Consider the following 20835-nt stretch of genomic DNA (forward strand, 5'->3'; position numbering starts at 1 on the left):
CTATTTTCGTAAACGAAAGTCAAGAATTTTTGTTTTAACACTGTCCTCTTTTTCCATTCTTAAGGTCCTCTACAATTTCATTGTAGCGTTTTTTATTTAAACGATAGAAGAACAGTACAATCGCAGTCACGATCCAGAGAATTCCAGGGATTGTTGAAAATGAGTGTTTCATGATACTGATGACAGCAGAATTCTGCGTCTGATTCGCAACATAACCATATTTACCAAGAAGCATTGCAAGCATCGCAGTTCCGATTGCCATTCCGATCTTATTTCCCAGTGAGACAAATGCATACTGGAATCCATCGTTCCGAAGACCCGTTTTCCATTCTCCATATTCCACACAGTCTGGGATGATTGCATAAATTGCGGTATTAAATCCAGAAAAGAAGAATTGTGTCACTCCTGCCAGTGCATAGAAAATGACTGCACTTTCTTTTACATTGAAGAAATACATGCTCAACATGGAAATACCGGTAAGCAGTGCAAAAACAGATGCAGTTCTTCCCTTGTTGTCAAGTTTACGGAATACTGGCTGGAAACATGCTGCTCCAATGATCGACGGGATAATAATGCACATGGAATATGTTGTATAATAAGCTGCATTTCCTTCCACATAAGTAAAATAATAGAGAACATCTGCATTTCTTCCATAAAGAGTAAATCCAAAAAGTACCTGTCCGATCAGTGCAAGTATATATGGCCGGTTCTGCATAACTGCTTTTAGCTGAACTTTAATGGAAATTTTTTCTTTCTCCGGCGTTGTCACGGCTTCCTTTGTTTTTGCAAAGCAGAAGAAATGACATGCTGCAAAAATACATCCATAAATAATCGCTACAAACAGATATCCATTTTTGGTGCTGTGGCTTCCGAGTTTACTGATCAGTGGAACCGTGATGATATTGATGATTCCAATTGCGATCATCGCCGCTACAGAACGGGATGTGTTGATCTTGGCACGCTCATCGATATCCTGTGTCATTGCTCCACAGAGGGTTCCATATGGAATATTTACACAGGTGTATCCCAGAACCAGCAGACAGTAAGTAATGACCATATATATAATCTTTGCCTTGTCTGACCAGTCCGGATGTGCCCAGAAAGTCAGCATCAGAAGGATTGCTGTGACCGGTGCTGCAACCAGCAGCCACGGTCGGTATCTGCCCCATCTTGTCTTGGTCTTATCAGTCAGTCCTCCGACGATCGGATCGTTGATCGCATCCCAGAATCTTGAAAAAAGCATCAGCGCAGAAACCGCTGTCATACTGATTCCAAAAACATCCGTATAAAAGATCATCAGAAAATTACTCACAAACATCCAGCTGAAATTGCAGCCTACATCTCCAAATCCATACGCAATCTTGCTGATCAGCGGCACTTTTCCATCTTTAAATTCTTTTCCCATGGCTTCTCCTGCTTCCTTCGCTTTATTTTTCCTGTACGTTGATAATGACTTTCATTGTTGTTTCACGGTTGTCATCAATGTAGTGATATGCTTCCAGATAATCCTTGAATGCAAATGTTTTGGAGATCAGAGGTCTTAAATGAACTTTGCCTTCATTTACAAGTTTAATACCATCTACATAATCATCGTGGCGATACATCATAGTGCTCTTGATATCCAGCTCATGGTCATTTGCTACAGCCAGATCGATTTCTGCCATTCCTGCAAAAACTGCAACCAGTACGATCACGCTGCCCTTTCTTGCATATTTGATTGCCTGTCCCATTGTGATATTATTTCCGGCACAGTCATAGATCACATCTGCTTTGTCCGGTCCAAAAGCTTCTACCATTGCTTCTCCAAAGTCTTTGTTCTTTGTATTGACGCAGACATCAATTCCACATTCCTGTGCTTTTTTGAGACGAAGATCACTGACATCTGTGATCATGACTTTGGCGGCTCCCATTCCTTTGGCAGCCTGTGCCACCAGGTTTCCGATCGGACCTGCTCCAAGGACTGCAATATTCATACCTTTCACATCGCCCATCTGTTTTACTCCGTGAACTGCAACTGCCAGCGGCTCGATCATTGCACCTTCCTCATAGGACATTTCCTCTGGAAGTGGTGTTACCTTGGATGCATCTACTGCGAAGTATTCGGATGCCGTTCCGGTTGTCTGGAATCCCATAACCTTCAGTTCCTCGCAGAGATTATATTTTCCATGGCGGCATGGATAGCAGTGTCCACAATATACCTGTGGTTCAATGGTGATCTTCTGTCCTTTATGAAATCCTGTTACATTAGCTCCAAGTTCTACGATTTCTCCGGAAACTTCATGTCCCTGTGTAACCGGATATTTCGTAAAAGGATGTTTGCCGTGATATACATGGATATCTGATCCGCAGATTCCGATATTCATGATCTTTACAAGAACCTGATCGTCCTTTACTTCCGGAACCGGAACCTCTCTGAAAATAATTTCTCCTGGTTTTGTCATTACCTGCTGTAACATAATAGTTTCCTCCTTGTTTTTGTTATGTATTATCTTTTATTAAATGTTTTATTAAAGTAATTACATTATTATTCAGAAACTCTCTTTTGTCAAGAGTGTTCTTATCACTTCTCTCTATTGCACAATATTAGAAATCAGTTTTTGTGCAGGTTTCATAGATACACTGTGCATCATCCCACAACAAAAAATCTCTGAGCAAAATCTGCCTTTTGACAGACCTTGTTCAGAGATTTCCGAAAATAAAAGTTCTCAGCTTCTATTCTATATTTTTGATAAAATCCTGTAAAAAATGTTTCGCAGCACCTACTGCGGATGCTTCTCTCTTGTAGGAGCAGTTTCTGAGATACCGGATATCATGATCGAAGCCATTGTATTCCATCACTTTTTCCCCCAGTGGAAGCATATGTTCTGCCAGATATCCACCAACTTCTCCACCAAGGATGATATCCATATCGTATGCCATACGCAGATTTGAGATCAGGACCGCCAGCATATCCAGATATTCGCTCCATTTTTCTTCCGCTGCTTCGTCACCGGATTTTAACTGTTCCATAAACGTTTCCAGAGAATTGATTTCATCTGTAAGTGCACTTGCTGCACAGTAGGCATCCGCACACCCTTTCTTGCCACAATAGCATTTACGTCCTCCCGGAACCAGAATCATATGTCCGAATTCTCCTGCCTTCTGATTTTCTCCCTGAAACAGCTTTCCACCAATACAGAATGCTCCGCCCAGCGTATTGTTCAGTGACAGGTAGATTGCATTTTTATATCTGTTCATATCCTCTGCCATCATTGCCGCATTTGCATCATTTTCGAAATAAACCGGAAGATTAAATGCCTGTTCCAGAAAACTCAGGCTGTAATTTTCCAGCTGCAATGCATGTGATTTTATAAGCAGATGGGCTTTCTGACTGATGATTCCCGGAATTGAAATACCAATTCCAAGAATCCGGTCCTGATACTCTGTGTCCTTCAGAAATTCTGATGTCAGTACAGAAAGATCCTGACAGTAAGATGCATCCGGTGAAAACTTCATACGGACACGCCTGAATTTCACGATTTCATATTTCAGGTTTACAAGTACTATCCCCACATGATTTGCTGTGATCACAATTCCTACAGAATATCTGTAGGACGGATTGATTCCTATGCTTTTTGCCTTGCGTCCACCAGTAGATTCATATTCTCCGGTTTCTATAATGATTCCTTTTGCGATCAGATCATTTATATTTGAAAGAACTGTGGGCATACTCAAGTTCAGATTTTTGGATACTTCTGCCTTGGATGTTATTTGATTGTTGATCACATAATTCAGGATTCTGGATCTTGTGATAGTTTTTTTATCTGTTCCAGCCATTTTTGCCGACCTCTTTTATCAATTATTTTATAAAAGAATCATAACTTTTCTTTTGACATTTGTAAAGCACAAAAAATACCACCCGACAAATGTCAGATGGTACCTTATGTATTGTGTTTGAAATTATAATTTTCCCAGCACCTCGTCCAGCGTCGCGAAAAGTACATTTATACTGATCGGCTTCGCAATATGTCCGTCCATACCTGCTTCGAAAGCCCTCTGGCGGTCTTCTTCGAAGGCATTGGCGGTCATGGCTATGATCGGGATGCGGCTTCTCGGACCGTTAAGTGCACGGATTATTTTGGTTGCCTCGTAACCATCCATGTGCGGCATCTGAATATCCATGAGGATCAGGTCATAGTAATCCTCCGGTTTCGCCTTCAGGGTTTCCACACATTTAACACCGTCTGTTACGTGTTCTGTCTCAAGACCGCTTTCTCCGAGAAGTTCCATCGCAATCTCTGCGTTCAGTTCATTATCCTCTGCCAGCAGGATACGTTTGCCTTTGAAATTCCGGAATATCTGACCGGATTGTTCTTCCTTCCTGGACTGGATCTGCTCTTCTGTCGCTGTCGGAAAAGACAGGACGATGGTTGTCTTGGTCCCCTTTCCGGCTTTACTCGAAACATTGATAGTTCCGCCCATCAGGTCAACCAGTGCTTTGACAATCGGAAGTCCAAGACCTGTACCGGTCACATGACTCTCTGTAGTCGTTCTTTCTCTCGTAAATTCCTCAAAAATATGAGGCAGATACTCCTCACTCATTCCAATTCCGGTATCGGCAACTACGATCCTGAATGAAGTGTGTCCCTCTTTTGAATAGTGGAATTCTAAAATATCAACTACAATACTGCCGCCATCCGGTGTGTACTTGATCGAATTGCTTACGATATTAAGCAGGATCTCTCTTACTTTGGTCCTGTCACAGATCACATACGGATGTTCTGAATTCAGTATACAGGTGTACTTAAGATTTTTCTTATGGAGTTCCGGCTCAAAAACCGCCTGGAGAGAATTCACAAGATCCTTAAAACATCCTACTTCCGGTTTCAGCTCCGCTTCACCACTTTCGATCCGTGCCATCTCAAGCACATAATTGATCAATGAAAGTAAAAATGAACTCGATGACTTGATCTTGCCAATATACTCCACAACCTTCTCACGATCATCCGCATGTTTCTCCAGAAGGTCTGAGAAACCGATGATCGCATTCATCGGTGTACGGATATCGTGGCTCATATTAAAGAGGAAACATGTCTTTGCTTCATTCGCGATTCTGGCTTCTTCGGCAGCTTTCTCCAGTTCTTTCTCATGAATATATTCACGATAACGTCGCATCTGAAACTGCATATATCCCTCTGCCAGCAATATCGCAATTGCTACTGCGATCAGTATTGTCAGTGCCTTCTGGATATTGCTGATCCATCCGTTCTCCGGTACAATATCAAAATACCAGGTATCGTTTGGTACAGAGCAGGCAACTTCCATTGAATTTTTCAGTGTTTCATTGTCACTTTCCGCAATGACAACTTTCTTCCCGGTATCTATGTCTTTCTTCCAGATCTGGTAATGGTATCCTGCATTCTCAAGTTTGTTCAGTTCTGTTTCCTGGATAAATTTATTCCAGTCGATGACCAGAATAGAAAATCCCCAGAACTGCTCTTTTCCCGATTCATCCGCTGTGTAAATCGGATCAAAAAGAAGTGCTCCGACTCCTCCCTGTACCAGATCAAATGGTCCTGCGATCGTGTATTCTCCACTGTCTTTCGCAAGGTTGGCTGCTACTTTTCGCTCGGAATCTCTGAGTATGTCCAGACCGATTGCCTGTTCATTTCCCTCAAGAGGGTATACCTGTGAAACTGCGCCATCCTTTGCAAGCTCATGCGCTGATATCACGTAGTTCTCATCCTGCATCAGTTGAGACAGTTCTGAGAACTCTTCGTCCGTGATCTCATGCTTCTCTTCTATGAGCTTCTTCATGAGTTCTGACTCTGACAGGTATTTATTTAACTGTGCTTCTACCTTGCCGACAGTCGTCTCGGCAGTATAGGATGCCTTAAGTTTCTCTCTCTTTTCCTGATTCAGATTCACCAGATAGATACAGCCAATGGTAATTAAAAAAGTAATACAGAAAACAAGGAGCGCCCGGACTCTCATTATTTTGGTATCTTTCTTTGTTTGCATATCTTTCTTCTCATCATTTTCGTAAATTTCTGAGTAAGTAAAAACATTCTCACGCAGATTCATTCTTCGCTGCTTTTTATTATAATGGAATCCGGCGTATAAATCCAGTTCTTTCTGGCAAACACGCCAGCAAATACTAATCAGTGAAAGGCTCTTCGATATATATGCAAAAAAACTGACTCGCCAGGAAATCCGACGGGTCAGTTTTTGTATCATCTGCTATTTGAGTTATCTTTTTTGAAAGATCATCCTTCGAACGGAACAACGTCTTTGACGGCATCTGCCAGTGTGATCTCAGCATCATCATTGTCGATGTCGATCAGGTGATAGCGGTCATTTCCCATGCCCATTTCTTTCATGTAGGTAAGCTGGCGAAGCCCATGGCGGGTTGTGATTCTCTCTACCAGTGCTTTGCGGTCATCCTCTCCAAGTGCAAATACCAGGTCGACAGACGCCTGGTCGATTGCAAGGATATCTGTGGATGCAAGAATTCCGATGTTCGGTGTAACGACCGGTTCTGCTCCGACACCTTCGCAGTCACAGGAAACAGACATGTTTCTCAGACAGTTGATGTATGCGATCTGTTTACCGAAATGATCTACCGTTGCTTTGGAAGATTCTGTGATGCGCTCCATCAGTTCTTCCTCTGCAATGCTCCACATATTAGAGGAACCTTCTACGGTGTGGATCATTCCTTTGCCGATACGTCCGTCTGCACAGCCGATACCAATGTTCTTGTTGGATCCGCCGAAACCACCCATGGTATGTCCTTTGAAATGTGTCAGGACAAGCATGGAATCATAAATAATTTTATTATAGACCCTGAAATCAGGTTGAGGTCAATATCTTTCTGCAAAAAAGTTAATTTCGGTGTACTTTCACCTTCAGAATTGTGCTTCCCAGTTTTGAGGCTTCTATTGGTTTCGGGATATGTCCGTCCATTCCTGCATTCAGACATTTGCGGACATTTTCCGAGGAAGCCTGTGCTGTCATGGCGAAAATTGGAATCGTTCCTGCATCTTCGCGGTCCAGCCCGCGGATTGCCTTGACTGCCTCGATCCCGTCCATGACCGGCATCATGATATCCATGAGAATAACATCGTAGCCATGTGGTTCCGAAGCTTCAAACTTCTCAAGAGCTTCTTTTCCATTCCATGCCTTGTCAATCTTCGCACCAAGTTCTGTGAGATAAAATTCTGCGATCTCCATATTGATCTCGTTGTCCTCGACCAGCAGGATCTTCATACCTTCGAGATTTTTTGCCCCCGCACAGTTCTGTGACTCGCTTTGTTCTGAAGCATTCTTATCAATTTTGAATAGAAGCTGATATGTGATATCCGTTCCCTCGCCAAGAGTGCTCTCAACCTTGATCGTACCGCCAAGCCGGTCGATCAGTGCTTTTACGATAGACATTCCGAGACCGGTTCCACGGTACTGCGTCCGGGCATCGTTTTCTTCCTGGGTAAAAGGCTTGAACAGCTCATTCTCTATAAATTCCCGGCTCATTCCTATGCCGGAATCTACGATACGGAACTCATAAAGAGCTGTCTCTCCATCGTCCGAAATTTCTGTCGCATATGTGTCGATCGTTCCGTTTGGCTTGTTATACTTGACGGAATTACTCATAAGATTCAGCATGATCCGGCGAAGCTGCAGAGAACTTCCATACAATGCAGTATGCCTGATAGTTCCTCTGTGCTTTCTGTGGACAAGTCCCGTCTGCATGACCTGTGAATCCATCAGTGCTGCCACCTCATTCATCAGTTCAGCAAGGTCAAACGGTTCTTCTTTGATATCAAGTCTGCCTGCTTCCAGTTTGCTCATATCCAGAACATCATTTACCAGTTCCAGAAGATGTCTTGTTGAAAGCTGGATCTTGTCGAGACTGTCATCGACCTTTGTCTCATCCTGACGGTTTTTGTGGATAATGTCGAGCATTCCCATGATTCCGTTGATCGGCGTGCGGATATCGTGGCTCATGCGGTTCATAAATTCTGTCTTGGCACGATTTTCGGAATCAGCCTCCTCGATCGCGATCTTGAGACGTTCGTTTTCTTTTACTTCTTTTTCATGGAATTCTGAAGTGTTTTTGAACAGAATGATGCCATGAACTACTGTACTTTCTTTGTTGGTCTTTGAGTCATATACGGTGTCTCTGGACATCAGAACGGTTTTCTGGAGCCAGACAAGAGCGTTATCATCACTCTTTTCGCGGTATTCCACTGTTACCTGCCTGGAACCCGTCTCAAATCGCTGAAGAAGCTTGGAAGAAGAATCCACGATACGGTAATTTTCCATGGTGTCTTCTGTTATATAGGCTCTGCGCTCGCTGCAATAATCATCGTAAGAACATGGTGTCTGAACCTCAAAAGTAATTTTTTTTGATTTCGTATGATAAAAAGCACTCTCCAGCCTGTCATTCGTCAGGTCTACTGTATAGACAGAATGTGCTGTCTGCAAAAGTGCCTCCGCGTAGTTTCCATTCTCCACGATCGACTGCCGAAGCTGCTCGTAATAACGTGCCAGCCGGTGTTTTTCGTTCGCCTCGTTCTCATTTCGGTTCTGGAAAGTCTCAAATCCCAGGATAAAATGATGCAGTCGTCCATCCTCTGTCCCGTTGAGATACAGAAGCGTCATTCTGCCACGGTACACATTTTCGCCGTACTGATACTGATATGGAAGCTCAAATTTCCCGGAATCTTTTGTCAGATGCTCGCTCAGGTATTCGATCTGAAGCTGAAGACGGAGATCTTTCCTGTTCTCCTCTGTAGAAAGTTCCTGTATGATCTGCTCAACGGCACCGGAGTAACTTCCGTCATCTGCAAGGAAAAATTTCGAACTGGATCTCAGCACATAATACTGATCCAGCAAAGCATCACAGTACATGCAGCTCGAAAATTCATAGCCCTGTGCAGAGATGTTCTCAAGGATCTGAATATTCATCTTCTGCTTCGCTGCCGCTTCTTCCATCTTTGCCCTATTCTTGTCAATGTACATGTTTTTGTCCGCAAAACGGAACAGGTCTCTCATAGTACAGCCGTCGAAATCACTCGACAATGCGTAACCTGCCGCATAACTGATCGGCATTTCCGGATTTTTGCGGGAGTATTCTGCCGCATGATCCCTGATATTCTGAAGACATTCCCGAACACCATTGTGGTCAAGTCCCTTAAGGACAGCTATAAACTCATCACCGCCGTCACGCCCTGCAAAAAATTCCTCCGGGACAGCCTCGCGAAGCTGTATTGCAAAAGAACGGATGTATTCGTCACCTTTGTCATGACCAAGATTATTGTTGATCGTTCGCAGATTATTCAGGTCAAATACGCACATCGCAACCAGTTCATCTGCCGGGATCGGATCTGGAGCATTAAGGATCTCCTCACATTTATTCTTATTCGGAAGCCCGGTTGCTTCATCGAGGTAGACTTTTTTCTGAAGGATCCTGTTCTGTGCGGCAAAACGGACTGCCTTGACAAGTTCTGTTCCGATGATCAGAACCAGGCCCAGGATATCCGCCAAAACTACTTTTTCCAGTTTATCCAGGGCTGTGGCTTTTTTCTGGGAATAAACTTCCGCGTAGCTGACCGCCTCGTCACAAATCTGGAAAAAATGCTCGCTCTTCGAAATAATATCGGTGTTCTCGTAACCTTTTTCCCTGACAAGGAGAAGTTCACTTCTGAGTTCTTCTTCAAAACACTGTGCAAGCTCGTCCATATTGTTCTGAAAATTCTTATCCGCAAGACGCACAAAATTTAACTTGTCACTTCCATAGCGCAGTCCTTCAATATAGGACGAGATCGTCTCATACATCTTATCCTGCGGCTCCCCGGAAATCTCCAGCTTGACCATACGCTGCGTGCCGCCGCGCACCAGTCCCGCATAGTTAATGACACGGGCCGTTCCCTGGATCTTGCCCACCATAGACATGATCATAAAAAATAATACGATCAGTATCGTCGTAAGGACCATCATTGCAATACGCAAAAAATGCGTCTGTTTTTTCTCTGTTTCTTTCATTAAATATCCGTCCTGTTAAACATCCAAAACATTTTTTAGTATTTGTTATTATTCTATCCGATTCCCTGCTTTTTGGCAACAAAAATGGGACCTGAGTTTCCCCAGATCCCGTGGTGTGTTGCATTTTGTACAATTCATGATATGTGAGTTTTACATAATTTTCATTCTATTTTAATGGTTTTTCATTGCTTTTTGCACAATATCAATTTATAATAAAAAATATCAATTGGAACGTAAAAACTATGACGGAGGGTGTATTTTATGAACGAAGAACTTTTTAACGAGGCGACGAAATCAAATGTTTTGTCAAAGAAACTGATCGATCAGCTTCAGGAAAGCATGAGCTACAGCAGTATTTCTTTTATCAACTGGACAATCGAGGTCCTGACACTGATCAAGAACCGTTTGGAGCGCGGGGACAGAATTACGGATGAAGTCAGTGGAGAGGTTTATACACTGCATTCTTTCCAGGCATTTGTAAAGAAAAATTTCTCCTCTTACATAACCAGCCAGGTCTTCACCGAGAGTACCAAACCAGAGAAGATCTACTTCTCTCTGAAACCATGTGAAGGCGGTTACAGCCTTCTCGCTGCTGATTCCGGTGATAACAAGACTTATGCGTGGATTTCAAGCCTCAGCAAGAGATTTTCTCTCGTGCAGATGATCGCGACTGGTGTTGTTTATGTCAAGGACACACGTACAGATACCTATCAGCCGTTTATCTCTGAGCATGGCAAATACTGCCGTTATGATAAAGAACACGGAATCCTCGTAGAAATCTGATTGATCTCTGCAAGCATTCCGCTATCAATGATTCCATATCTGTTCATCCATATCTCAGTTGGAGCTCCGGCTCTGACTGAGATATTTTGTTACTATAAACAATTTATCTTCCTGTGATCCTTCCGATCCCATAAGAGACCAGAAATACTGCAATATCCACTGCCACGATCGTAGATCCGACCGGCGTTCCTGCCAAAATTGAAATCAGGATTCCGGCAGTTGCACTGATCACAGACATCACCGCCGCACTGATCGTCACAGAGCGGAAAGATTTGAATAATCTCATCGCAGAAAGTGCCGGGAAGATCACCAGTGCTGAGATCAAAAGTGATCCAACCAGATTCATTGCCAGAACAATGATCACTGCGATCACAACCGCGATCAGAAGATTATAGGCATTCGCCCTGGTTCCGGTCGCTTTTGCGAAGTTTTCGTCGAATGTCACTGCAAAGATCTTGTTATAAAATAAGATAAAAATCGCCACAACTACGATAGAGAGGATCGCGCACAGCCATACCTCGCCTTTTGTCAGGGTCAGGATGGAAGTGGAGCCAAACAGCGTACTGCACACATCCCCTGAAATATTCGGACTTGTAGAAAAAAGATTCATCAGAAGATAACCGATCGCCAGCGCGCCGACGGAGATCATCGCGATCGCCGCATCTCCCTTGATCCTTGTGTTCTGTCCTGCACGAAGAAGCAGGATCGCACAGATCACAGTCACCGGAAGGATGAACAGCATATTGTTGGTGATGTTCAGTACGGACGCAATTGCCATGGCACCAAATGCCACATGGGAAAGTCCGTCACCGATGAAAGAAAATCTCTTCAATACCAGTGTCACGCCCAGAAGGGAGGAGCACAGTGCGATCAGTACACCTACGATCAGTGCGTAGCGCACGAACGGATACTGAAAATACATATGAAGTGTCTCAAACATCTTATTCCTCCCCTTCCTGTCCGGTGAATGCTTTGCCCAGACTGCTTTCGAGATATTGTTTCTTGGTACCGAAGAAGCAGTGCTCTCCGATATGCAGGATATGTGTTGCATATTTTACTGCCGCCGCAATGTCGTGCGAGATCATAATGATCGTAATTCCATCTTTCTTATTCAGATCCTTGATAAGCTGATACATCTCTGCGGTCACTCGTGGATCCAGACCGGAGACCGGCTCATCGAGAAGAAGGATCTTCTGTGCTGCACAGAGTGCTCTTGCGAGAAGGACTCTCTGCTGCTGCCCGCCGGAAAGCTCTCTGTAGCAATGATCGGCAAGATCCTGGATCATCATTTTTTCCATTGCTTTCTGCGCAACACGCTTTTCTTCTTTGTTATAAAATGGTCGCAGTCCGCAGCGGCTCTGGCATCCGGACAGGACGATCTCCCGCACTGATGCCGGAAAATCCCTCTGCACCAGGGTCTGCTGTGGGAGATATCCGATCTCGTTTTTCTTAAGTCCGTCTCCCAGTTCGATCGTGCCGCTGATCGGCGGCTGCAGATGGAGAAGTGTTTTCATCAATGTAGATTTACCGGAACCGTTTTCTCCTACGATGCAGAGGTAATCACCTGCGTCGATGGAGAAATTCAGATCTTCCTGGATCGCCCGGTTATCGTATCCAAGTGTAAGATTTTTGCATGTAAGCTGTGCCATTGTTGTCCCTCCTGTCATGGACAGTTTGTCGTATCAGGCAGATGGCTTCTGTCCACCGCCTGCAATTATTATCAGTTCAGTGCTTCCTTCAGAACATCCAGGTTATCTTCTATCACGGAAAGATACGTCACACCGTCAGCGATCTCATCGGATGTGATCGACTGCATGGAGTTCAGTTCCAGTATCTTCTGGTCTTTCGTTTTGGTGTTTTCGATCACGGTCTGCGCGATCCGGTCATCTGATTTCTCGATGGTCAGCACGGTTTTAAGTCCCAGTTCATCCAGCTTTTCGGCAAGGAATGTCACTGTCTTGAAACTTGCCTCAGACTCCGCGGAACAGCCGGAAAAGGCTGCATAATAATTCAGTCCGTAATCATCCACCAGATAGCGGAATGCAAAGCGGTCTGCAAAGAGAAGTGTGTTCTGTTTCGCGCTGTCCACTGTATTCTGGTATTCTGTATCCAGATTAGAAAGTTTTTCCTGATAAGCCGCTGCGTTGGATGCATAGACATCTTTATTTTCAGGGTCCATCTCTTCAAGTGTCTCCGCGATGATGCCACAGATCACTGACGCATTTCGGAGGGATGTCCAGACATGCTCATCGTATTCCTTCTCATCCTCGTCTTCATGTCCATGGCCACTTTCCTGCATGCCCTCAACGTTTTCTTCTTCCTTGATGGTATCGCCGAGAACTTCCATCAGATTGATTGTCTTCATATCCTTATTCTGAGCCGATTCCAGAGCATCCTCGATCCACTGGTCGGACTCGCCACCCACGTAGATCAGAAGGTCGCAGCTTGATACTTTCATGATATCCTTCACTGCCGGCTGGAAACTGTGAAGGTCTGTTCCATTATCAAGAAGCATGGTCAGGTCGACATCCGCCTCCCGGTCTCCAAGAACTGCCCGTGTCCAGTCGTATTCTGGAAAAATGGTGGTCACGATCTTTAATTTTTTGCCTGAGTCCTCTGTTGTTCCTGCTTCCGCTGTACGCACTCCCGCCAGAGGAATGCTGATACTTAAGATTCCCAGCAGGATCGCCAGCGAACTCATGATCCATTTTTTCATTGGTCTGCTCCTTTTCTTCTATAATTATTATCTGCTTATTTTCCTTTGATATGAACTGCTTCGGATTTCCGGCAGTCCTCGCAGATTCCGTAAAAAACTGTCCTGCACGGGTCCATCTGGAATCCGTGGCTCTCCATCAGATGCTGTTCCAGTTTAACCACATCCTCACAGTGAAGATGGATCAGTTTTCCACATTTCTCACATTTGCAGTGGAAACAGGATGTCTTGTGACAGTGTTCCTCTGCTCCGAGATATTCAAAACAGGCACTGCTCGTCCCGTCCACATTGTATTTGGCGACCAGCCCCTGTTCCACCATCTTCTCCAGATTGCGGTAAACTGTCGTTGTTCCGATCGTAATTCCCTGTTCTTTAAAATGCAGACAGACATCTGCGACCGTCACATGTGTTCCCTCCACGGTCCTGAGATATGATAAAAGCTGTGCCATCTGCTTTGTCTGATAAGGTGCTTTACTTCCCATAATATCTTCCTTCCGCCGGAATGCCCGGCAAACAAATCTATATCTGATATTTTTATACAAATTGAAAACCGTTTTCATATTATAGCACATTCTGATGATGTGTCAATATGAAAACGGTTTTCATTTTCATTTTTTCTTATTTCGCAAACAAAAAAACTCCCGCCCGGCACGCGAGGTGTTATCCACCTCGCCGTGTCAGACGAGAGTCTGTTTTTCCACACTATTGATCAATCTTCCACTTTTTTCATCTCGCGGACGATCTTACGAAGTTTGAGGATCATGGACGGAGCTACGGAAAGCTCGTCTACGCCCATGCGTACAAACTGCTCGGTAAGGGTTGCATCTGCACCAAGTTCGCCGCAGATTCCTGCCCATTTGCCGCATTTGTGTGCGTTGTCTACGACCATCTGGATCATGCGGAGGATTGCTTCGTGATGAGGATTATAGAAGTCATCCAGTTTCGCATTCTGACGGTCAAGAGCAAGGGTGTACTGGGTCAGGTCGTTGGTTCCGATACTGAAGAAGTCAACCATCTCAGCAAGCTTGTCGCTGATGATCGCTGCTGCAGGAGTTTCGATCATGATTCCCTGTTCAGGAAGTTTATACTGGATCTCCTGCTCTTTGAGCTCTGCTTCTACTTCTGCTACGATCTCATAGATCTTCTTTACTTCCTCTGTGGAAGTGATCATCGGATACATGATGGAAAGATTTCCATAAACAGCGGCACGGAGAAGTGCACGGAGCTGTGTCTTAAAGATATCCGGCTGTGTCAGGCAGATACGGATCGCACGATATCCCAGAGCCGGGTTATCTTCGTTTCCGAGGTTGAAATAATCTACCTGTTTGTCAGCACCGATATCAAGGGTACGGATGATAACTTTCTTGCCAGCCATCATCTGTACTGCCTGCTTGTAAGCCTGGAACTGCTCTTCCTCTGTCGGGAAGTCGTTTCTTCCAAGATAAAGGAATTCGCTTCGGAAAAGACCGATTCCGCCGGCATCATTCTCGAGGACATAACCGATGTCACCAACACTTCCGATGTTCGCATAGATGTTGATCTTGTGTCCATCTAAGGTTACGTTTTCTTTGCCTTTTAATTCCTGAAGAAGTTTGAGTTTCTCTGCTTCTTCTTCCATTCTCTTCTCAGTCTGTGCTTTGATCTCCTCGTCCGGATCAAAGGTAACGGTTCCTTCGAAGCCATCTACGACTGCTGTCATACCGGTCTTAAGTTCATCAAGATCCATCGGAACACCGATCAGAGCCGGAATGTTCATCATACGGGCAAGGATCGCTGTATGAGAGTTGGTAGAACCATGAACAGTCACAAATGCAAGGATCTTATCCTTGTCCATCTGAACAGTTTCACTTGGGCTTAAGTCATCAGCTACGATCACAGACGGATCGATAGAGCTTAAATCTGTGTCCTCCTGTCCGCTTAAGTTACGTACAAGACGCTCGGAGATATCCTTGATATCTGCGGAACGCGCTTTCATGTAATCGTCATCCATAGATGCGAACATCTCTGCAAAATTGTCACCGGTTGTTGCTACGGCATACTCTGCATTGACCTGCTCTGTGCAGATGGTATTCTGGATCGCTTCCAGATAATCATCATCCTCAAGCATCATCTGATGTACTTCAAAAATGGCTGCGCTGGCCTCACCAACTTCTTTGACTGCCTTGTCATATAATTTCTGGAGCTGCTCTTTGGATTTCTCCAGTGCAGCATCCACACGCTTCACTTCTGCTTCCGGGTCTTCGATCCTGGTTCTTTTGACCTGATAATCATCTTTCTTGAGAACCACGATCGGTCCCATAGCTATTCCTTTATAAACAGATTTTCCCTGAAAACACTGCATCCTTACTTCCTCCTGCATTACTGTTATGTTACACCCATTCCAGGTTTTGGATCGGACTGATTACAGATTTGCTTCGAAGAATTCTTTGAGGCCTGCAATTGCAGCGTCTTCGTCAGCACCTTCAGCTGTTACAGTTACAGTTTCGCCCTGTTTTACACCGAGGGACATCAGCATCATAAGCTGTGTAAGTTTCTTTGTTTTGCCGTCTTTTGTGATTGTGCACTCGGACTCATACTTCTTTGCTTCTTTTACAAGAAGTCCTGCCGGTCTTGCGTGGATTCCCAGTTCGTCTTTGATTGTGTACTCGAATGTTTTCATGTTGTTTTTCTCCTCTTCTTTATATATTTTTATTAATAAACATTTTTATTCGGTCTCACTGTCCAGCATGCGCTCCAGATGCATTGCCAGGTAGCCGATCTCGATATCCGGCATCGGCAGTCCCAGACGCTTCTCCATCTCATGACAGATCCTCTCGGCTGCATCAAATGCCTCCGGGAACTTTACGGACATATATTCGTTCAGATTCATCTTGAGTTTCTCACCGTGAATCGTTCTTGCCACCATGTAACGTACATGGTTCATCAGACGGTTATATGCCAGTGACATCACATCGATGGAATTGCCTGTTTCTTTCTCAACAAGAGAAATACATTCCCGGACAGTCCGGGCGATCTCCATGGACTGTGAAACCTTTTCATCTACAATGGCTGAGTGAACATGAAGGGCGATATAACCCGTCTCATGTTCATCAAGCTCTATCTGAAGTTTTTGCTTCAGAAGAGGTGCTATACAGCCAGCCACCTTGTATTCCTTGTAAAACAGGATACGGATGTCTTCCGTGAGAGGATTGCTGATCTGCTCTCCCTTCTGGATACGCCGGATCGCAAAATCAAGATGATCTGCCATCGGAAAAAGGATCGAACGGTCAACCTTGCCGAATTCCTTCTCTGCTTCTCTGAGCACTTCATTCGCAAGTTCCAGACATACCGGAGAAACTGAATTAATGATCTCTCTGGCATCCCCGCGCTCTGTCAGTTCTTTGAGTGAGTAGACTCTGGTATCCTGTGGCACTTCGATCGTCTGTCCCACTTTCTTGCCAAAAGCAACTCCCTTGCCCATGATCAGGCATTCCTGATTTGAATTTCCTTCAAGTCCGATAAAAGAATTGTGATTTAATAATTTTGCTATCCTGTACTTCATCCGTCTCTTCCCCATCCAGGGTCGTTCTTACTGAAGAACCTCGATCTCAAAGAGCGGTTCTCCGGCTTTGATCTGACCCTCCTGCAGCAGATGGATTCTCTGATTATCCTCCAGTTCTGTACAAAGAACCGGTGATGTGATAGAAGGTGCATTCGCTTTCAGGTATTCCAGATCCAGCTTGAGCATCGGATCACCCTTCTTGACTGTCTGACCGCTTTCTACCAGTGCTTCAAATCCCTCGCCGTTCAGTTTTACAGTATCGATTCCCACATGGATCAGCAGACTGATTCCTGAGTCTGTCACGAATCCAATGGCATGTTTTGTGTCAAAAACAAATGCAACTTCGCCGTCTTCCGGAGCTCGTACAAACGGATCTTCCGGTGTTACAACGGCACCATCGCCCATCATTTTCTGAGCAAAAGCTTCGTCCGGTGCAGTAGCAAGATCTGCTGCCAGTCCTGTGATCGGGCTGGAGATCACGATTCTCTCTACGACCTTCTGTTCTTTTGCTTCCTGTGTCTTGTCTGCTGTTTCCTGAACGCTCTCTGTAGTTTCTGCTTCCGCATAAGTATCCGGTGCAGTTTCCAGATAGTCTTCAAGGTTTGACTTAATTACTGTTACGTTTGGCCCATAGATGACCTGAACGCCCTGTCCTTTGTGTACCACGCCTGATGCTCCTGTTGCCTTGAGGATTCCGTCGTTTACTCTGGAAGCATCTTTGACTGTACAACGAAGTCTGGTTGCACAGCAGTCGACATCACTGATATTTTTCTTACCGCCAAGACCTCTTGTGATCGCTTCGCTGACAGCGTCTTCAGAAGCTGCTGCTCCTGCCTGTCCTGCTTCTCTGCGGGCATTTACATCGGCCTTTGTGTAAAGTTTTGTTTCTGTGTCATCATCTTCACGACCAGGAGTCTTGAAGTTGAACTTCTTGATCATGAATTTGAAAATAAAATAATATAAGAAGAAATAAATAATACCAACCGGGATTACTCTCATCCAGCTTGTCTTGGCATTTCCCTGAAGGATACCAAACAGGAAGAAGTCGAGCAGTCCGCCTGAGAATGTAAGTCCTACCGCAATGTTCAGCATATGCGCGATCATGTATGCTGTTCCGGCAAGAACTACCTGTACTGCAAACAGTGCCGGAGCAACAAACAGGAAGGAGAATTCCAGAGGCTCGGTGATACCTGTTGCCATACATGCAAGTGCCGCGGAAAGAAGAAGACCGCCGGCAGCTTTTTTCTTCTCAGGTTTTGCACACTGATACATAGCCAGTGCTGCTCCCGGAAGACCAAAAATCATAAAGATAAACTCACCAGAGAAATATCTGGTTGCATCTGCGCTGAAATGTGCAATATTTGCAGAATCAGCAAGCTGTGCAAAGAAAATATTCTGTCCGCCCTGAACCATCTGTCCGGCAACTTCCATCGTACCGCCTACGGCTGTCTGCCAGAAAGGCATGTAGAATACGTGATGCAGACCAAACGGGATCAGAGCTCTCTTAATAAGTCCGAAGATCAGGGTTCCTACATATCCGGAACCTGTTACCAGTCCGCCCAGTGCGTAAATTCCGTTCTGGACAACCGGCCATACAAAGTAAAGAAGAATTCCCACAAACATATATACAATTGTGGAAATGATCGGTACAAATCTCGTGCCTCCGAAGAATGACAGTGCACTCGGAAGCTGGATTCTGTAAAACTTATTGTGGAGTGCCGCCACACCAAGTCCTACGATAATACCTCCAAACACACCCATCTGCAGGGACTGGATACCACATACAGAAGTGATGGTTCCTTCCAGTACAGACTCAGCGATCTCGCCGTTGTCAAGGATCTGTCCTGTAATGGTCAGCATTGCGTTGATCGCTGTGTTCATTACGAAATACGCGATAACTGCTGATAAAGCGGATACTTCTTTTTCTTTTTTTGCCATACCGATTGCAACACCTACAGCAAAGATCAAGGGGAGGTTATCAAATACTGCACTTCCTACCTTGTTCATGATCATCAGGAGGGCGTTCAGAATCGTTCCCTCACCGAGAATACTTGTCAGGTGATACGTTTCGATCGTGGTTGCATTGGTAAATGAGCTTCCGATTCCGAGAAGAAGACCGGCTACCGGAAGGATTGCGATCGGGAGCATAAAGCTTCGTCCCACTCGCTGCAGAACACTAAAAATCTTGTCCTTCATTTCACATACTCCTTTTTCCTGTGCCTTTGGCACATCCCTAAATTTATTGTTAAGAAGCGAGTATGCGTATTATGTAAGTTTTTATACAAAAAAAAGGCACTAATACACATAAACACTCCTTGTTATGTATAGTTAATGCCTCCTAAATCGAGTTACACACTACAACCAATCAAAATATAACATGGTCATAAACGCTTTGTCAAGCTACTCTTTTTATTATTTTTTAATTTTATCTGAGGAAGGCGAAAGGCTCCTCGTCCTTCAGAAAATGCATCAGCATGTAAGCACACATGATGGCAACATTTTCTTCCTTAAGGATCCTTCTGACCTCGTCGCGGTCTGCGAGGACGACTTCGATCTCCTCAGTGTCCTCCTGGGCTGCCTTGCTGATCTCGCCGCTGGCATAGCCATAAACGGTTGCACAGGATTCGTCTGTCATGCCGATCGTGGTAAAGTATGGCTTCTCATAAGCCGGGTCTACTTTGAGCGGTTCGAGTTTCAGTCCGGTCTCCTCGTGCATCTCGCGGACAGCGCCCTCGTGAAAGTCCTCGTTCGGCTCTACAAGCCCTGCCGGGAATTCATAGATGTAACCGCCCAGCGCATAGCGGTACTGGCGGATCAGAACAACCTTATCCTTCTTCTCGCCGTAAACACTGTAAATGATCACTCCGTCCGGATCATTGCGTCCGGTCTTCATCTTGAGGGATGGAATGTCCTTTGCTCTGGATGCCACGTAATAAGATACCGGTGTATTATGTACGCTGGTCGCATCTACATGGTAGAGATTGACGAAACGGTTGTCTGTAAGTTTTTGTACATCATGAATTTTTCCCATATTATTATAGAGAACCTTCTTTCCTGCACGAATCTACCGTGCAATATTATACTGTGTGTTCTCCGGTGTGAATGAATCAGTCGCCCTTGAGAACTACGCGGATTCGTTTGTAAATAAAGAACACGATCACTGACATCAGGATATATTTGAATAAGTTAAATGGAACAATGATCAGTGCAACGAAACCAAGAAGACTGTTTACGGAATGATTTACTGCTGCTCCCATTTCGATGAAAGCTTCGATTGGCATACCAAATGCTTTACCATATGCCGGAAGAAGAACAAATGCATTCATCAGGCAGGCTGCTGCTGTTGTCAGTACTGTACCTGCTGCCATTCCCATAACTGCATGCTTACGGCTCTTTACATTGTGGAGTCTGTAGATCAGTCCTGCCGGTACTATAAATGTACATCCAAAAAGGAAGTTTGCAAAATCACCAACACCTGCTGTTACAGTTCCCATTGTTACCAGATGCACCAGAATCTTGACAAGCTCGATAAAAATACCTGCTACCGGTCCCATCGCAAAAGCTCCTACCAGTACCGGGATTTCTGAGAAATCCAGCTGATAGAAAGACGGCGCCAGGAACGGAATTGGAAATTCAAAATTCATCAGGATACCTGCAAGGGCTCCCAGCATCGCAACCTGTGTGATCGTCCGGGTACGGCTCCTCTGCATTACATTTCCATTTCTTAAAACCTGTTCACTCATACTTCTCTCTCCTTTGAATTATCTTTTTTTAAAAG

Annotated in this window: 17 protein-coding genes; 1 reads left to right on the top strand and 16 read right to left on the bottom strand. The window is 44.7% G+C overall.

From position 1 onward, the window contains the following. Positions 1-34 precede the first annotated feature (34 nt). The 6 genes from WMO75_RS01240 to WMO75_RS01265 form a co-directional block, all read right to left on the bottom strand. Positions 35-1405, bottom strand: coding sequence for an MFS transporter (locus tag WMO75_RS01240; RefSeq protein WP_022213803.1), 1371 nt, complete (start codon positions 1403-1405; stop codon positions 35-37). A gap of 22 nt (positions 1406-1427) precedes the next feature. Further along, positions 1428-2456 (bottom strand): zinc-dependent alcohol dehydrogenase, encoded by a 1029-nt coding sequence (locus WMO75_RS01245; protein ID WP_118698485.1) that lies wholly within the window; start codon positions 2454-2456, stop codon positions 1428-1430. A 256-nt stretch (positions 2457-2712) separates the two neighbouring features. Continuing rightward, positions 2713-3816 (bottom strand): ROK family transcriptional regulator, encoded by a 1104-nt coding sequence (locus WMO75_RS01250; RefSeq protein ID WP_349077494.1) that lies wholly within the window; start codon positions 3814-3816, stop codon positions 2713-2715. Positions 3817-3939: 123 nt separating this feature from the next. Then, positions 3940-6063: an ATP-binding protein gene (locus WMO75_RS01255; protein ID WP_349077495.1), complete on the bottom strand. Its 2124-nt coding sequence runs from the start codon at positions 6061-6063 to the stop codon at positions 3940-3942. A gap of 182 nt (positions 6064-6245) precedes the next feature. Beyond that, a complete protein-coding gene (locus WMO75_RS01260) occupies positions 6246-6794 on the bottom strand; it encodes a DUF362 domain-containing protein (protein ID WP_118251827.1) in 549 nt (182 codons plus the stop codon). Between the two features lie 67 nt (positions 6795-6861). Next, on the bottom strand, positions 6862-10020 hold the full coding sequence (locus tag WMO75_RS01265; RefSeq protein WP_349077496.1) for a response regulator: 3159 nt from the start codon (positions 10018-10020) through the stop codon (positions 6862-6864). 261 nt (positions 10021-10281) lie between these two features. Here WMO75_RS01265 and WMO75_RS01270 point away from each other — a divergent pair, with 261 nt between their 5' ends. After that, complete coding sequence (locus WMO75_RS01270; RefSeq protein ID WP_022214017.1) at positions 10282-10803, top strand: hypothetical protein; 522 nt, start codon at positions 10282-10284, stop codon at positions 10801-10803. A 103-nt stretch (positions 10804-10906) separates the two neighbouring features. Here the strand turns inward: WMO75_RS01270 and WMO75_RS01275 are convergent, their stop codons facing one another. The 10 genes from WMO75_RS01275 to WMO75_RS01320 all read right to left on the bottom strand — a co-directional run bounded on the left by WMO75_RS01275 (position 10907) and on the right by WMO75_RS01320 (position 20800). Continuing rightward, complete coding sequence (locus WMO75_RS01275; RefSeq protein ID WP_118251829.1) at positions 10907-11743, bottom strand: metal ABC transporter permease; 837 nt, start codon at positions 11741-11743, stop codon at positions 10907-10909. A 1-nt stretch (position 11744) separates the two neighbouring features. Continuing rightward, a complete protein-coding gene (locus WMO75_RS01280; protein ID WP_022214019.1) occupies positions 11745-12452 on the bottom strand; it encodes a metal ABC transporter ATP-binding protein in 708 nt (235 codons plus the stop codon). Between the two features lie 71 nt (positions 12453-12523). Continuing rightward, positions 12524-13519 carry a metal ABC transporter substrate-binding protein gene (locus WMO75_RS01285; RefSeq protein ID WP_118698483.1) on the bottom strand — a complete coding sequence of 332 codons (996 nt, stop codon included), beginning with the start codon at positions 13517-13519 and terminating at the stop codon, positions 12524-12526. Positions 13520-13554: 35 nt separating this feature from the next. Next, the gene (locus WMO75_RS01290; RefSeq protein ID WP_118251832.1) at positions 13555-13998 is read right to left on the bottom strand and encodes a Fur family transcriptional regulator; all 444 of its coding nucleotides are present in this window, start codon (positions 13996-13998) and stop codon (positions 13555-13557) included. Positions 13999-14225: 227 nt separating this feature from the next. Continuing rightward, positions 14226-15857, bottom strand: a complete 1632-nt coding sequence (gene ptsP / locus WMO75_RS01295; protein ID WP_118698482.1) for a phosphoenolpyruvate--protein phosphotransferase — start codon at positions 15855-15857, stop codon at positions 14226-14228. A 60-nt stretch (positions 15858-15917) separates the two neighbouring features. Next, on the bottom strand, positions 15918-16175 hold the full coding sequence (locus WMO75_RS01300) for an HPr family phosphocarrier protein (RefSeq protein ID WP_022214023.1): 258 nt from the start codon (positions 16173-16175) through the stop codon (positions 15918-15920). Positions 16176-16220: 45 nt separating this feature from the next. Further along, entirely contained in the window at positions 16221-17057 is an 837-nt protein-coding gene (locus WMO75_RS01305; protein WP_118698481.1) for a PRD domain-containing protein, read from the bottom strand. 27 nt (positions 17058-17084) lie between these two features. Then, positions 17085-19253, bottom strand: a complete 2169-nt coding sequence (locus WMO75_RS01310; RefSeq protein ID WP_118698480.1) for a PTS sugar transporter subunit IIABC — start codon at positions 19251-19253, stop codon at positions 17085-17087. 229 nt (positions 19254-19482) lie between these two features. Continuing rightward, positions 19483-20088, bottom strand: a complete 606-nt coding sequence (locus tag WMO75_RS01315) for an NUDIX hydrolase (RefSeq protein ID WP_022214026.1) — start codon at positions 20086-20088, stop codon at positions 19483-19485. Between the two features lie 76 nt (positions 20089-20164). Further along, a complete protein-coding gene (locus tag WMO75_RS01320; RefSeq protein ID WP_118698479.1) occupies positions 20165-20800 on the bottom strand; it encodes an ECF transporter S component in 636 nt (211 codons plus the stop codon). Positions 20801-20835: the final 35 nt, after the last annotated feature.

The sequence above is a fragment of the Blautia intestinihominis genome, from assembly GCF_040096655.1.
Lineage (GTDB): Bacteria > Bacillota > Clostridia > Lachnospirales > Lachnospiraceae > Blautia_A > Blautia_A intestinihominis.

Bases quoted from the DNA above. Each gene is read 5' to 3' on its own strand.
- WMO75_RS01270 (WP_022214017.1), top strand. From the start codon at position 10,282: ATGAACGAAGAACTTTTTAACGAGGCGACGAAATCAAATGTTTTGTCA.
- WMO75_RS01275 (WP_118251829.1), bottom strand. From the start codon at position 11,743: ATGTTTGAGACACTTCATATGTATTTTCAGTATCCGTTCGTGCGCTAC.
- WMO75_RS01250 (WP_349077494.1), bottom strand. From the start codon at position 3,816: ATGGCTGGAACAGATAAAAAAACTATCACAAGATCCAGAATCCTGAAT.
- WMO75_RS01280 (WP_022214019.1), bottom strand. From the start codon at position 12,452: ATGGCACAGCTTACATGCAAAAATCTTACACTTGGATACGATAACCGG.
- WMO75_RS01260 (WP_118251827.1), bottom strand. From the start codon at position 6,794: ATGCTTGTCCTGACACATTTCAAAGGACATACCATGGGTGGTTTCGGC.
- WMO75_RS01245 (WP_118698485.1), bottom strand. From the start codon at position 2,456: ATGTTACAGCAGGTAATGACAAAACCAGGAGAAATTATTTTCAGAGAG.
- WMO75_RS01315 (WP_022214026.1), bottom strand. From the start codon at position 20,088: ATGGGAAAAATTCATGATGTACAAAAACTTACAGACAACCGTTTCGTC.
- WMO75_RS01290 (WP_118251832.1), bottom strand. From the start codon at position 13,998: ATGGGAAGTAAAGCACCTTATCAGACAAAGCAGATGGCACAGCTTTTA.
- WMO75_RS01310 (WP_118698480.1), bottom strand. From the start codon at position 19,253: ATGAAGGACAAGATTTTTAGTGTTCTGCAGCGAGTGGGACGAAGCTTT.
- ptsP (WP_118698482.1), bottom strand. From the start codon at position 15,857: ATGCAGTGTTTTCAGGGAAAATCTGTTTATAAAGGAATAGCTATGGGA.
- WMO75_RS01305 (WP_118698481.1), bottom strand. From the start codon at position 17,057: ATGAAGTACAGGATAGCAAAATTATTAAATCACAATTCTTTTATCGGA.
- WMO75_RS01320 (WP_118698479.1), bottom strand. From the start codon at position 20,800: ATGAGTGAACAGGTTTTAAGAAATGGAAATGTAATGCAGAGGAGCCGT.
- WMO75_RS01240 (WP_022213803.1), bottom strand. From the start codon at position 1,405: ATGGGAAAAGAATTTAAAGATGGAAAAGTGCCGCTGATCAGCAAGATT.
- WMO75_RS01265 (WP_349077496.1), bottom strand. From the start codon at position 10,020: ATGAAAGAAACAGAGAAAAAACAGACGCATTTTTTGCGTATTGCAATG.
- WMO75_RS01285 (WP_118698483.1), bottom strand. From the start codon at position 13,519: ATGAAAAAATGGATCATGAGTTCGCTGGCGATCCTGCTGGGAATCTTA.
- WMO75_RS01255 (WP_349077495.1), bottom strand. From the start codon at position 6,063: ATGAATCTGCGTGAGAATGTTTTTACTTACTCAGAAATTTACGAAAAT.
- WMO75_RS01300 (WP_022214023.1), bottom strand. From the start codon at position 16,175: ATGAAAACATTCGAGTACACAATCAAAGACGAACTGGGAATCCACGCA.